A 13,369-nucleotide genomic window follows, 5' to 3' on the forward strand; every position below is an offset into this window, starting at 1 on the left:
ATCCAGGGCGGTCTTTAATTTATGAATTAAGATTATTTCAGAGTAAAACTTCCGGTTCCCAGAAGCATGGCGTCGTTATAAACATACACCTTGTAATTACCTTCCAGTAATTTGTCTTCTTTGGTTTTTGCCAGGATACAAACATCCAGCTCTTCATTTTCATAGAAAACATTGGAAGAAGCGCTATAAACCATAGTTCCGCCTTCATGCTGAACTACGATCTCATCACCTACAAGTTCGTTCTCGGGATTATAAACCTGCACATACATGTTCTTTTCACCAGCATCTGCCAGGTCATTTGCAGTAATGGTAAAACAGGTTCTTATCTGGTCTACCCTACGATTGTTATCATTTTCTACCAGCTTCCCGCTGTTTCTAACGATCACACCCTCTCCTGTAAGTCCGCTAATCTTTAGACGTGAAGCTTTATCAACCTTGGTGGAAAGACTTTGATTGGTCGTCTTTAAAGAGTCTGAAAGTTTGGTTCTTTGCTGTAAAGCAACACTTGTACTATCTAATGAAGTAGACAGCATCTGGTTTTCTGTACTTAAACTATCAACCACTCTAAAAAGTCTGTCCTTTTCGGCCTTTAAATTTCCAATCTCACGTCTATACCTGGAAATTAGAACCAGGTTAGCTTCGTTATCCCTTACTGAATCTAATAATCTTGAAATACGATCCCTTGCATTTACCAGGTCCTGGTCCATGATCTCGTTCTCCTCGATGGCTTCGTCGTATTTTACGATAAGCTCATTAAGTTCGTCCTCGATTACAGATTTTTCCTTCTGCAGGATCTCTTTATTCTCTTTCTCCTCATTATAGAATTTTATAGTATAAATGCTTAGCGCAACCAGGGCTACAGCAAGAATACCGGTTAAAACCTTCAATGCGGTATTGTTCTTTTTTTCTGTCATCATAAGTTTAATTAAGTTCGTAAATTTAGAGGTTTAACTAAGTATGCTACAAGCCGTTAACAAATGTTTCACGATTTCGTAAATCTTCTTTATCCCACCGTTTGTCACATTTGTGAGGCCGAATTGCTAAAAAACGAACAAATTCTTTGCACTTCCTGCCTGCACGACCTGCCGGTTACCCGATATCACCTTGATAACGAGAACCCTGTTAAAAAAGTATTTTATGGTAGGGTAAAGATAGAAAAAGCTACGTCATTATTGCATTTCAGGAAGAAATCTGGTGTACAGCATCTTATTCACGATCTAAAATATAGAGGACACCGTGAAATTGGGACCTACCTGGGAAAATGGCTGGGGGAAGAATTGTCCCAGATCCCCGAATACCTGGAAATAGATCTGGTTATTCCTGTCCCCTTACATAAAAGTCGCTTAAAAGAACGGGGATATAACCAGGTGGAGAATTTCGGAAAAGAGATCGCCAGATCTATAGATGCTGAATACAGGGATGATATTCTTTTAAAAATAAGCTCTACCCAAACTCAAACTTTTAAGGACAGGTTATCCAGATGGGGCAAACTTGAAGAAACCCTTATCATTAAAAATGCAGAAGCTGTCGCCAATAAACATATTCTTATAGTAGACGACCTAGTCACTACCGGTTCTACTATCGAAGCCTGCGCACATAAATTATTTGAGGTCCCAGACATCAAATTGAGTGTGGCGACCATGGCAATTACCAACTAAGCTTTGCGTTGTAATTCAAAATAATTGTTTCTTTGCTAAAAGTTTTCAGTTTTCATCTATGAAAAAAAGGATACCCGGATACGTTATAGTTTTAATTTTGCTTTTGACCACGGTGCAGTGCGCAAAAAAAGGAATGCCCGAAGGTGGACCTATAGATGAAGAACCGCCGAAATTCATTAAAGCCAATCCGGAGAACTATTCTATTAATTTTGATGATGACGAGATCAGGATCTATTTTGATGAATATATCAAGCTGGAAAAACCTCAGCAACAGATCATCATTTCTCCTCCTATGGATCCCAAACCCAATATCATGCCTTTGGGAACGGCCAGAAAGGATATCAAGATCGAGATCTTTGATACTCTCGAGGAAAACACTACTTATGCCATTAACTTCGGAAAAAGTATAGTAGACAATAACGAATCCAATCCTTACGATTACTTTAAATATGTGTTCTCTACGGGTGACTATATAGATTCCCTGATGGTTAAGGGAACGGTGAAAGATGCTCAACTTAAGGCGCCTTCTGCTCCGGTTACGGTCATGCTATACGAGGTAGATTCTACTTTTTCAGATTCTATTGTCTACAAGGAAACTCCACGATATGTTACTTATTCACAGGATAGCACTTTCACTTTTTCTCTTGAAAATCTGAAAGCTGGAACTTATAGAATGGTAGGTATCCTGGATAATAATGCTAACTACCTTTTTAATCCCAAAAAAGAAAAGATCGGCTTTATTGCTGAAAATATCAGCATTCCTACAGACAGCACCTATGAGATCGTAGTTTTTAAAGAGGAAACTGAATTTGAACCCAAGCGACCTTCCCTTTTAAAGGGAAACCAGATCTTATTTGGATATGAAGGTTCTCCAGACCTCGACAGTTTAAGCATCAATCTGCTGAATCCAAAACCCGAAGGATATATCTCCAGGGTGGTAAAGGACCCTAAAGCAGACAGCCTGTATTACTGGTATAATATTAAGCCGGAAATGGACAGTCTTAGTTTCGAGATCGTAACCCCAAAAACCAGGGATACCCTCCTGGCAAGACTGGGAACCCTGGATAGAGACTCCCTGCAGGTGACTACCGAGACTGGGTCTATAGACAAGGATTTTAAGTTCAAGGCTAATACGCCTATTATAGAACACAAGGATGAATTCATAACTATCATGGACAAAGATTCGGTGAACGTAGATTTCACTACAGAATTTGATCCACTTAAGAATGAGGTGATCATTAAATTCGACAAGACACCAGATAATAATTACCAGGTGGTGGCCCTTCCGGGAGCTATCAGAGATCTTTTCGAAGAAACTAATGACACCATTAACCAGAGCTTAAGGACCAAATCTTTATCTGAATATGCTTTGATCATGCTGAACCTTCAGAATATTGAATCCTATCCTATTATTGTTCAATTAACGAATACCAAGGGAGAAGTTATTGCCGAAAAATATTCTGAAGAACCACAGACCCTTACTTTTAGGTATATCAACCCGGGAAAAGTTTTGTTGAGAGTGATCTTCGACAGCAACGAAAATAAAAAGTGGGATACCGGAAATTATTTAAAGAAACGTCAGCCGGAGCAGATCAGGTATTATTCAGACACCCTGGACGTGAGAGCGAATTTCGATTATAACGAGACTATTCGTCTAGACTAAATTTATCGCGGTCCTGAAGGAATTTCAGCTTTTTCCTTGTCTCCAGAAGTTCTTTTTTATCGATGCTAAATTCAGCAATAAAAGGTTCTGCACGGTCTAAAGGAGTAAGTTCCTTCCCCAGCATGTCATAGGCAGCGGAATGACCATTATATACATAACCATCGCCATCTACACCGGTCCTGTTAAGCCCTACGCAATAACTCATATTTTCGATGGCTCTGGCTTTTAGCAAGGCGTCCCAGGCATTTACTCTCTTTTCTGGCCAGTTGGCCACATAAATTAGCAGATCATAATCTACCGTATTTCGTGCCCAAACCGGGAACCTGAGGTCATAACAAACCAACGGGCAGATCTTCCATCCTTTATATTCAACAATAAGCCGTTCCTTCCCGGCAGTATAGGTTAGATCTTCCTTAGCCAGGGTAAACGTGTGTCGCTTATCATATAATTTATAACTGCCATCTGGAAAAACGAAAAACAGGCGGTTGTAATAATTACCATTTTCAGTAATGATCACACTGCCCGTAATAGCGGCAGATTTCTCCCTGGCATGTGCTCTCATCCAGGTAAGGGTTTCGGCTTCGGTCTCCTCGGCTAACTCTTCTGCATTCATAGAAAAACCGGTGGTAAACATTTCCGGAAGAATGATAAGGTCCACCTCATCTGTGACATTTTCTATCTCCTTAGAAAAAAGATTCCTGTTCGCTTCTGCATTTTCCCACTCCAGATCTGCCTGGATAAAGGCGATGTTTAATTTTTCGTCCATACTCAAAAATATTAATTTTTAACTGAGCTATGTCAAATGCATGTTAAATGATTGTTCAAATCGGGATGAATAGATAGTTTTAATCCATTAAACAAAACAGATTATGAGCGTAGGTACTTTTCTTCAGAAGGATTCATATATGTCTAACACTTCCCGCAGCCTGATCTCAGGTTTCGTTGGCGGCCTGGCGGGATCGGCGGTAAAAAGCCTTATAGAACAGTTTCTCCCGGTAAGAAAGGTTGAGCAACGCTCTGCCCAGATAAAAATAGTAGACGAGCTATCTACAAAGATCACCGGCACCCCGGTGAGCACTCAAAATGAAGCCTTAGCAGAACAATTAGTAAACATCCCGATGGGTGGCTCTCTTGGGGCAGCTTATGGTTATGGTAAAAAGGACCGCAGCGGACTTAGACCAATGGATGGGATTATTTTCGGGGCTACCGCATGGGCGAGTACACACGAAACTTCCCTGCCTATCCTGGGACTTGAACCAAAACCAACCGATGTTCCAATTAGAATGCAAATGAACGAGTTGTTTGCCCACATCGCATTTGGGGTTACTACAGAACTGGTAAGGCATTACCTAGATAACCAATTGAGGGAGTAATTACTTTTCCAGCTGCTTCAACATTCTCCTTATCCTGTCCTCTATTTTTTCTGAAGACAATTTTTCCCGTAACCTGTCCGTAATTATTGGGAAAGAGAAAGGCGTGGGTTTCTCACATTTTCGCCATACTATTTTTTGATGGGCAATACGATCTAAAGAGATCCTTAACCTGCCTTCTTCCAGCTGGTGTTCAAAAGTTTCCCTGAAAGCCTGCTGGTACAATAAATTATCTTCTTCGTAATCCCTAAATACGCTGAACAGCAACTGGGAATTAGATTGTAAATGTTTGCTCTTTACCAGTTTATTTGGATATCCCGTAAAAACCAGTCCCGTGATGACTGCAATATCACGGAATTTTCTCCTGGCCATTTCAGTGGCATTCAAACTCTTGTAGAGGTCATCCATCAGGAATTCAGAAGAAAAAAGATTGTTATCCAGTACTTGTTGCATATCGATCTCCTGATCTGAAAGCAATTCAAAACCGTAATCATTAAAGGCAATAGAAAAACTTATGGGAGAAAGAAGACTAATGCGATATGCCAGCAAACTTCCCAAAGCTTCATGGACAAATCTGCCTTCAAAAGGATAGAATATTGCGTGATAACCCTCCCTGGTTTTAAAAGTTTCTATCAGGAATTCATCGCTTTTTGGAATGATAGATTCAAGTTGCTGCCTTTCAAAAATTGGCTGAAGCGCTTTGAGTTCTTTAGTGCTTTTCTGACCTTCTTCCATGGTCGCGGCCAAATACATCTCGTCCCGGAGCAGTTCACTCATCTGGGCAGAAAAGGTCATTCTACCTCCCATCCAGCTGGGAACTTTCGAGGTCTTTTTAGAAGATTTCCTTACAAGAACCTGCATATTTTTAATATGCACCAGTTCGAGGTTACGGCCGGCAAAAGTGAATATATCTCCCGGCTTTAATTTTGAAATGAACCATTCCTCGATGGTGCCTATATATCCTCCTTTCATGTATTTCACGCTGAGCATGGCATCACTAACAATGGTCCCTATCTGCAGTCGATGCCGCATGGCCACCCCGCGATTATTGATCTTGAACTTACCGTCCTCCTCTATTTCTACCTTTTTATATTCATCATAGGCCTGTATACTCTGGCTTCCCTTCGTGATAAAATTCAGGATCCATAACCATTCCTCTTCGGTAATTCCCTGAAAACAGAATGTTGAAGCGATCTCGGGAAAAATATCTTTCGGGTAAAAACCATCAGAAACCGCAAGTGTATTGAGGTACTGTATCAACACATCGTAGCTCATTAAATAAGGAACTCGATCTTCCACTGCTTTTTTTTCCACTGCTTTTTGCAGGGCAGAAGCTTCAATAAGTTCTATCGCGTGCGTAGGCAAGAAATAGATAAGACTTACTTTCCCGGGTTGGTGACCGCTACGACCCGCCCTTTGTAAAAATCGAGCGACACCTTTAGGTCCTCCTATCTGTACAATGGTCTCCACAGGCGCAAAATCGACCCCAAGGTCAAGGCTGGAAGTACAAACCACGGCTTTCAAACTTTCATTCCTGATAGCCTGCTCTACCCAAAGCCGGGTTTCTTTATTGATACTACCGTGATGCATGGCCACTTCCCCTGCGAATTCAGGATATTTGCTGAGTAATTTCTGAAACCAGATCTCACATTGAGACCTGGTATTGGTAAATAGAAGTGTTGTGCGGCTATTTTTAATTATGGGAACCACCTCATCGATTAAATGCAAACCAAGATGCCCGCGCCAGGGAAACTTCTCCATTTTCTCTGGAATGATAGAACGAACCTCGATCTTCTTTTTAAGATTGGCTCTAATCATCACAGAATTTTTCATGGCAGCAGATTCAGGTCCAAGCAAAACTTCTCTTGCCTGCTGCAGGTTACCTATGGTTGCCGATATCCCCCAAATGCGAAGATCTTTAGAAATGGTTTTTAACCTGGATAATCCCAGTTCTACCTGCACGCCACGCTTAGTCCCTAAAAGTTCATGCCATTCATCGACCACCACGGCCTGCAAACCCTTGAAATGTTTGGGGTAGTTCTTAGAAGATAATAACAGGTGTAAACTTTCCGGGGTTGTGATGAGAAGATCTGGCATGGATTTCTTCTGTGCTGCTCTTTCCTTTTGGGAAGTATCACCTGTTCGAATTCCCACGGTTAGCTGCGTGCCCATTTCTCCTGCGAACCTGCGCGCCGCCTGTTCAATTTCAACTGAAAGAGCGCGAAGCGGAGTGATCCAGATCGCCTTCAGTCCTTTTTTATGCTTGGTCTTGTAATCGGGATTCTTTTTGATATAATCCAGAACGATGGGTACCCAAAGAGCGTAGGTTTTACCACTCCCCGTGGGAGCATTCAGCAGACCATTCTTTTTTTGAAGGTATGCTTTCCAGGTGTCTTTCTGAAACTTAAATGGTTTCCAGTCGTTTCCAGCAAACCATTCTTCAGCAAGACCCGTAAGTTCGGCCCTCTTCAATTTTGGAAAAGATTTGGGTGCATAAAAATTCTTAAGCTCATTTCAGGGGAAATATTAAAACCACTAACGTTCAATTTTGAAATTATCCAGGTTTATGTCGTCCATTCCAATATTATCGAATGGATACTCCAATTGATTCTGGATATTATACAAAGAGATGAGGATAAACTGGGTTAATAAAACTATAAAATAAGCGATCCAATCTGCGCCCTGTACCCCAATATTATAGATGATCGTTGGCGCATAAATAAAAGGAAAAATATAGATGAAGATCTCGCAATAGGCCATGAGACTAATAGGTGTTCTATGTGTATGAATCGCATGAAGGTTCTCGATAGACTCGTGCATGTCTTTCATATACTTGAATACACGGTCCTTTATTTTGGCCGGAATAAGATTTTCTTCCCGTAGCGCGAACGCATATATCTTGTGAGAGATATTATCAAGTTCTTTAATGTCATTGTCTTTGGCCGCCAAATGTTCAATGGTTTTATTATTGATTTCTACCAGGATCTCCTCGGCTTCAGCTTTTTTCTCAGGGCTGATTCTTTCACTACTCAATAGACAATACTTCACCGTTTTTACTGAACTCAGAAATTCACTAAGATGCTCTAAAGCCTTTTCTCTTCTTCTGAAGGAACCTCTTATGGTAAAAACAAGCGGAAAGATTATGGCGATACTAAGCAAAGTAAGATCCACATTGAAGCTTAGATCAAACTTCAATGCCAGCATCGTGATCAATGCTGAAAGAAACAAAGTCACGATGGTTCTGAAATTAATAATGGAAAAGTACTTTCTAATAACCTGATTTTTAATAATTTAGATAAATATATGCCATAATTATGGATAAGCGAACTTTCCTTTTGTATCTAATTCCTGTATTCTTCCTTTCCCAGTCTTACGCACAGGATGATTCAAATAAACTTTCAGAAAGTTTATCAGGACTGTTTCGTAATGAGGAGATAATGCATATAGCACTCCGATACTCTAATAAAGATATTAAAAAAGATACCAACGATTCCACCTTTATTTATACCCAACTGAAATTTGAAGATGAGAATCTAAAATGGGACTCTTTAGAAGTCAGATTGAGAAAGCGCGGCAACTTCAGGCTTAAGAATTGCTATTACGCGCCCATCAAGGTAAAGATCAAGAAAAAAGAAGCCAAAGAAACTCCATTTGAAGGTCATAAAAACCTGAAACTGGTAATGCCCTGCCTTATACAGAGGGATATGAACGATAATATCATCAAGGAATACCTGGCCTATAAGCTCTACGAGATCGTTTCTCCCTACCATTTCAAGACCAAACTTGTGCAACTGGATTTCGAGGAGGTAAAGAATAAAAATATCAAAGCCCACGAAATAAAAGGCTTCCTGGTAGAAGATGATAAACACGTGGCTAAAAGAGTTGGTGGGAAGGTAATGGATAACAAAATACATCCATTAAATCATATGCCCCTGGAATCTGTGAGAAATTCTTTTTTCCAGTTTATGATAGGCAATACAGATTATTCCAACGCCTATCACCACAATACCAAATTGATTTTTGTAGAAGGACATATTATTCCGGTTCCTTACGATTTTGATATGGCCGGTATGGTAAATACAAGTTATGCCACGGTTTCCCAGATCATGAACGAAAAACTGGATATAGAGGATGTGCGCCAACGTATGTACCGGGGATTTGAAAGAGACCCGAATATTTTCGATGAAGTAAGGATGGAGTTCCTGGTGAAGAAACCTGAAATAATGAATGAGCTTCAAAAATGTGAATCCCTATTTGAGAATGAAAAGGAATATGCCACTACCGTAAAATACATCGAAGAATTTTTTGATATCCTGATAGATGATAAAAGGTTCCAGAGAGACATTGTAGAAATGGCGAGGAACGAAAATTAAATGATTCTATGGGATCAGGGCCCGCAGGTCTTCTAGCGTGTTTGCATCATCTATTTTCTTATCTGTTCGCCACCTTAGAATTCTTGGAAATCTTGTAGCTACTCCACTTTTATGGCGTTTAGATTCTGCAATTCCTTCAAAAGCGATCTCGAAAACATGATGCGGGGTAACACTTCTCACTGGGCCAAATCTTTCCAGCGTATTCTTCTTGATCCACGCGTCCAGCTGCCTGAATTCCTTATCGGTTAAACCGGAATAGGCCTTGGCGAAGGTCACGAGTTCCTCTTTCTCTTCATCCCACAGCCCGAAGGTATAATCGGTAAAAAGATTGCTCCTACGGCCATGACCACGCATGGCGTAGGTAAGCACGGCATCTATGGTCAATGGATCTACTTTCCATTTCCACCAGTCTCCTTTTTTTCTTCCTACCAGGTATGGGGAATCAAGGCGCTTCAGCATCAAGCCTTCAGATTTAACTTCCCGGGAATTCTCGCGTTCCAAAGCCGCATCTTCCCAACTTTCGAACTGAATAGTTTCAGATAAATGCAAAGGCACTTCATCTGCTTTTACCTCATGATAAAGCTTTTCCAGAATTTCCCTTCTTTTCCCAAAAGCCATATCTCTGATGTCTTCCCCGCCCCATTCCAGGATATCATATACTTTAAGGATCACCGGAGTTTTCTCAAGCAATTTTTTACTAATATTCTTCCGGCCAATTCGGGTTTGCAGATCCTTAAAAGTTCCTATTTCACCTTTTGGAAAGGGCAGGATCTCCCCGTCGAGGACGGTACCGTTAGGAATCGCCTCTACAAATGCTTCAAACTCGGGATATTTATCGGTTACCAGCTCTTCTCCCCGGCTCCACACAAAAAGTTCATCGTTCCTGATGATCACCTGTGAGCGTATCCCGTCCCATTTATGCTCGGCACTCCATTCAGATACTTCTCCCAGGTCTCCGGGTTCATCCTCAATGGCATAAGCCAGGTAGAACGGATAGGGTTTGGAAAGAAAATCTTCCTCGTTCTCTTCCAGGATAAGCTTATTGAAACTGATCTTTGAAGGCTCCCAATTACCCATGAGTTTGTAGGCAAGGATATCTTCGTCTATGCCGGTTGCTTTTGATAATGCCCTGGTCATTAATTTCTGACTCACCCCGATTCTGAAACTACCCGTGATAAGTTTGGTAAAAACAAAGCGTTCGTAATAGTTGAGATTAAGCCAGTTTTCAAATAGGTATTCTTTCTTCTCTTCCTCATTTTTAGGTTTTAAGTCGATAATCTCCTGCAGGAACTGATTCAGGCTCTTTTCGGTGGAATCTTCTGAAGCCGGGATAACCAGGGCAATTGTTTCTGCCAGGTCCCCTACGATATGATAAGATTCTTCAAATAACCACAAGGGTATCTTTGCCAGTTCTGAAGCCCATTCCCGCATCAAGTTTGTGTTCACAGGCCTTGGTGGACGGCGATGACTTAATATCGCAATGGTCCAGACCTTATCTTTTGGAGGTGCCTTTTTGAAATATTCGGTTAACGCCTCAACCTTTAAGGTGGTTTTATTAGTGCTGTCCAGCGTTCTTATGAGATCGGCAAATGCTTTCATTCTGAATCCTTTTCTTTTTCGGCTTCCATCTGGCCGGTTTCTCCTTCATATTGCGTTTCCTCGGTCCTGGCATCATAGCCCTGTTCTCTAAGAAATCTTGCAAATATATCGGTATAGCCATGGGTACAGATCACTTTTTCGCAACCCGTCTCTTTAATTGAGGATAATAAACCCTGCCAGTCACAATGATCGCTAAGCACAAAACCTTTATCTATAGCCCTTCGCCTTCTAGCTCCGCGAAAGGTCATCCAACCACTAGCCGAAGCAGTTACATAAGGCACCATTTTTTTTATCCAGGTTGTCCCATGAGCGCTTCCCGGGGCAAGCACAATATTGCCTTTAATTTCATCTTTTTTTATGTCTTTGGTGATCCTGGTGGTTTCAGGAAAATCTATTTGTGATCGTAATACTTCGGTCATATTTTCAATTGCGCCATGCGTATAGATCTTCCCGATAGAAGTGTCTAAATGCTTTAATAGTCGTTGTGCTTTACCCAGGGAATAACCAAAAAGAACCGAGGTCCTTCCGTCTTCTTTATTCTGTTGCCACCAGTTGTTGATATCTTCAAAAACCTGCTTTTGCGGCGTCCATTTAAAGGCGGGCAGCCCAAAAGTACATTCGGTTATAAAAGTGTCGCATTTTACCGGTTCATAAGGTACAGCCACCCCATCATCTTCAGTTTTATAATCACCGGTAAAAACCCATACCTCTCCCTTGTGCTCCACCCTTATTTGAGAAGAACCAATGATATGCCCGGCAGGATGCAGCGAGAATTTAACCCCGTTAATGCTGAAGCTTTCATTCCATTCGATACCAGAAACGTTTATTTCCCCAAGGCGATGCTGAATAATGGGCACATTGCTATGATGGGTGATATACTTTTTGTGTCCCCACCTGGAATGATCTGCATGTCCATGGGAAATTATCGCCTTATCTACGGGTTTCCACGGGTCCAGATATACATCTGCCGCGGCACAATAGATCCCTTTATCATTAAAAGCCAGCAATGGAGTTCTCATATATTCTTCTGAAAGATTTTTAAATTAATTAATAGATATTTCATCAGAAAGGGATTAAGAAAAGATTAGCGATTGATGAAATTTATTTAGGTTTGGATTGGCGCGAAAAACTGCCTGTTTAACTATATTTGTAATATAAAACCATTACCATAATGTCCTTTTCAGATTTATTTGGCTCGGGAGAGCACTTACGAAATCTTAGTCATTTCGCATCTATTGTAAACCTTGCAGCAGTTGATGGAGATATCAACGCAGAAGAAGAAGCGCTTCTTAAACGTTTTGCAAGAAAATTAGATATTAGCGAAGAAGAGTATGACAAGGTTCTTGAAAACCCTAAGCTTTTTCCACTTTCATCTTACAATAGTATTGAAAGAAGGCTGGAGCGCCTGCATGATCTTTTCAGAATAATTTTCGCAGATCATATCATAGACGAAGAGGAAACTGAACTTATTAAGAAATACGCCATCGGCCTTGGATTCTCAAGCCAGGCTTCTGAAGGTATCATAAAACGTTCTATACAGATTTTTAGCGGTCAGTTGAATTTTGACGACTACCGTTACTTACTTGAAAAAGAAATTGACTGAGACTGATCTCTGGTTTCAGCTTTTGCCATAAATTCTTCAGCTTTTTCTACCATTTTTCTGCTACCACAGAAAAATGGTACACGCTGATGCAGTTCTGTTGGCTTGATATCCAGTATTCTTTTAAATCCGTCACTGGCCTTACCGCCTGCCTGTTCAGTTAGAAAAGCCATAGGATTACATTCATAAAGTAACCTAAGTTTTCCGTCACTTGCTTTCGAGCTCTTTGGATACATAAAGATCCCACCCTTGATCATGTTCCTGTGGATATCTGAAACCATGGAACCTATATATCTCGAGGTATAAGGGCGATTACCCTCTTCCTGCTGGCACCATTTTATATAGTCCTTCACTCCCTGTGGGAAATGAACATAATTCCCTTCGTTTATAGAATAGATCTGCCCGTCTTCTGGAAACTGCATATCTGGGTGAGAAAGATACCATGAACCCAGCGCAGGGTTTAAAGTAAACCCATTCACGCCATGCCCGGTTGTATAAACCAACATAGTAGAGGTTCCATAAATAATATAACCGGCTGCCACCTGCTTATTTCCAGGCTGCAGAAAATCTTCTATTTGCACCGGGGTTCCTACCGGCGTCACCCTTTGGTATATTGAGAAGATCGTGCCAACAGATACGTTCACATCTATATTGGAACTCCCATCAAGCGGATCCATAAGGACCACGTATTTGTTTTGGTTGTCTCCCTTGTGCCCCTTTATCTGTATAAAATCGTCATTCTCTTCTGAAGCGATACCACAAACGATCTCGCGGTTGGTAAGGGTTTGTATGAATTTATTGTTCGCGTAAACATCCAGTTTTTGCTGATCTTCGCCCTGAACATTGGTTTCGCCATAAGCCCCAATAATATCTACCAGACCGGCTTTATTAACTTCGTGGTTTACCACTTTTGCGGCAAGTCTCAGGGAATTGATCAATCTGGAAAGCTCTCCGGATGAACCCGGGAAATCCGCTTGATTTTCAATGATAAATTCTCCGAGGGTTTGATTTGGCTTAGGCATGTTCTTTTTTTTACGCTGGCTAAATTATTAAAATTTAAACGTACTACAACGTTTTCGCTGACAATACTAACATTGTTTATTTTT

Annotated in this window: 12 protein-coding genes; 5 read left to right on the forward strand and 7 right to left on the reverse strand. The window is 40.9% G+C overall.

From position 1 onward, the window contains the following. Positions 1 to 32: 32 nt before the first annotated feature. On the reverse strand, positions 33 to 917 hold the full coding sequence (locus C8P64_RS03675) for a hypothetical protein (protein WP_108170688.1): 885 nt from the start codon (positions 915 to 917) through the stop codon (positions 33 to 35). Positions 918 to 977: 60 nt separating this feature from the next. On the opposite strand from C8P64_RS03675, the gene C8P64_RS03680 reads away from it, so the two are divergent. Both C8P64_RS03680 and C8P64_RS03685 read left to right on the forward strand, forming a co-directional pair. Further along, positions 978 to 1,658: a ComF family protein gene (locus tag C8P64_RS03680; RefSeq protein ID WP_108170689.1), complete on the forward strand. Its 681-nt coding sequence runs from the start codon at positions 978 to 980 to the stop codon at positions 1,656 to 1,658. A gap of 58 nt (positions 1,659 to 1,716) precedes the next feature. Beyond that, entirely contained in the window at positions 1,717 to 3,321 is a 1,605-nt protein-coding gene (locus tag C8P64_RS03685) for an Ig-like domain-containing domain (protein ID WP_108170690.1), read from the forward strand. Here the strand turns inward: C8P64_RS03685 and C8P64_RS03690 are convergent. After that, positions 3,305 to 4,087 (reverse strand): amidohydrolase, encoded by a 783-nt coding sequence (locus C8P64_RS03690; protein ID WP_108170691.1) that lies wholly within the window; start codon positions 4,085 to 4,087, stop codon positions 3,305 to 3,307. The genes C8P64_RS03685 and C8P64_RS03690 overlap by 17 nt on opposite strands. A 103-nt stretch (positions 4,088 to 4,190) precedes the next feature. Here C8P64_RS03690 and C8P64_RS03695 point away from each other — a divergent pair, with 103 nt between their 5' ends. Next, the gene (locus C8P64_RS03695; RefSeq protein ID WP_108170692.1) at positions 4,191 to 4,694 is read left to right on the forward strand and encodes a DUF1440 domain-containing protein; all 504 of its coding nucleotides are present in this window, start codon (positions 4,191 to 4,193) and stop codon (positions 4,692 to 4,694) included. Here C8P64_RS03695 and C8P64_RS03700 read toward each other — a convergent pair whose 3' ends face one another. Then, positions 4,695 to 7,163, reverse strand: coding sequence for a ligase-associated DNA damage response DEXH box helicase (locus C8P64_RS03700; RefSeq protein WP_108170693.1), 2,469 nt, complete (start codon positions 7,161 to 7,163; stop codon positions 4,695 to 4,697). Positions 7,164 to 7,226: 63 nt separating this feature from the next. Then, positions 7,227 to 7,925: a bestrophin family ion channel gene (locus C8P64_RS03705; RefSeq protein ID WP_108170694.1), complete on the reverse strand. Its 699-nt coding sequence runs from the start codon at positions 7,923 to 7,925 to the stop codon at positions 7,227 to 7,229. Positions 7,926 to 8,005: 80 nt separating this feature from the next. On the opposite strand from C8P64_RS03705, the gene C8P64_RS03710 reads away from it, so the two are divergent. Next, positions 8,006 to 9,064 carry a hypothetical protein gene (locus tag C8P64_RS03710; protein WP_245889653.1) on the forward strand — a complete coding sequence of 353 codons (1,059 nt, stop codon included), beginning with the start codon at positions 8,006 to 8,008 and terminating at the stop codon, positions 9,062 to 9,064. A 6-nt stretch (positions 9,065 to 9,070) separates the two neighbouring features. Here C8P64_RS03710 and C8P64_RS03715 read toward each other — a convergent pair whose 3' ends face one another. Next, a complete protein-coding gene (locus C8P64_RS03715) occupies positions 9,071 to 10,663 on the reverse strand; it encodes an ATP-dependent DNA ligase (protein WP_108170695.1) in 1,593 nt (530 codons plus the stop codon). After that, the gene (locus tag C8P64_RS03720; RefSeq protein WP_108170696.1) at positions 10,660 to 11,682 is read right to left on the reverse strand and encodes a ligase-associated DNA damage response exonuclease; all 1,023 of its coding nucleotides are present in this window, start codon (positions 11,680 to 11,682) and stop codon (positions 10,660 to 10,662) included. Before C8P64_RS03720 ends, C8P64_RS03715 begins: the two co-directional genes overlap by 4 nt. Positions 11,683 to 11,834: 152 nt before the next feature. Between C8P64_RS03720 and C8P64_RS03725 the strand changes: the two genes are divergently transcribed. Continuing rightward, positions 11,835 to 12,266 (forward strand): TerB family tellurite resistance protein, encoded by a 432-nt coding sequence (locus tag C8P64_RS03725; protein ID WP_108170697.1) that lies wholly within the window; start codon positions 11,835 to 11,837, stop codon positions 12,264 to 12,266. Here C8P64_RS03725 and fbp read toward each other — a convergent pair. Beyond that, positions 12,239 to 13,285 carry a class 1 fructose-bisphosphatase gene (gene fbp / locus C8P64_RS03730; RefSeq protein WP_108170698.1) on the reverse strand — a complete coding sequence of 349 codons (1,047 nt, stop codon included), beginning with the start codon at positions 13,283 to 13,285 and terminating at the stop codon, positions 12,239 to 12,241. The two genes, C8P64_RS03725 and fbp, sit on opposite strands and share 28 nt — an antisense overlap. Positions 13,286 to 13,369 lie beyond the last annotated feature (84 nt).

This window comes from Christiangramia gaetbulicola (genome assembly GCF_003054225.1).
GTDB lineage: Bacteria > Bacteroidota > Bacteroidia > Flavobacteriales > Flavobacteriaceae > Christiangramia > Christiangramia gaetbulicola.

Coding starts and splice junctions, on each gene's coding strand:
- C8P64_RS03725 (WP_108170697.1), top strand. CDS start 11,835: ATGTCCTTTTCAGATTTATTTGGCTCGGGAGAGCACTTACGAAATCTT.
- fbp (WP_108170698.1), bottom strand. CDS start 13,285: ATGCCTAAGCCAAATCAAACCCTCGGAGAATTTATCATTGAAAATCAA.
- C8P64_RS03695 (WP_108170692.1), top strand. CDS start 4,191: ATGAGCGTAGGTACTTTTCTTCAGAAGGATTCATATATGTCTAACACT.
- C8P64_RS03675 (WP_108170688.1), bottom strand. CDS start 917: ATGATGACAGAAAAAAAGAACAATACCGCATTGAAGGTTTTAACCGGT.
- C8P64_RS03715 (WP_108170695.1), bottom strand. CDS start 10,663: ATGAAAGCATTTGCCGATCTCATAAGAACGCTGGACAGCACTAATAAA.
- C8P64_RS03710 (WP_245889653.1), top strand. CDS start 8,006: ATGGATAAGCGAACTTTCCTTTTGTATCTAATTCCTGTATTCTTCCTT.
- C8P64_RS03690 (WP_108170691.1), bottom strand. CDS start 4,087: ATGGACGAAAAATTAAACATCGCCTTTATCCAGGCAGATCTGGAGTGG.
- C8P64_RS03685 (WP_108170690.1), top strand. CDS start 1,717: ATGAAAAAAAGGATACCCGGATACGTTATAGTTTTAATTTTGCTTTTG.
- C8P64_RS03680 (WP_108170689.1), top strand. CDS start 978: ATGTTTCACGATTTCGTAAATCTTCTTTATCCCACCGTTTGTCACATT.
- C8P64_RS03720 (WP_108170696.1), bottom strand. CDS start 11,682: ATGAGAACTCCATTGCTGGCTTTTAATGATAAAGGGATCTATTGTGCC.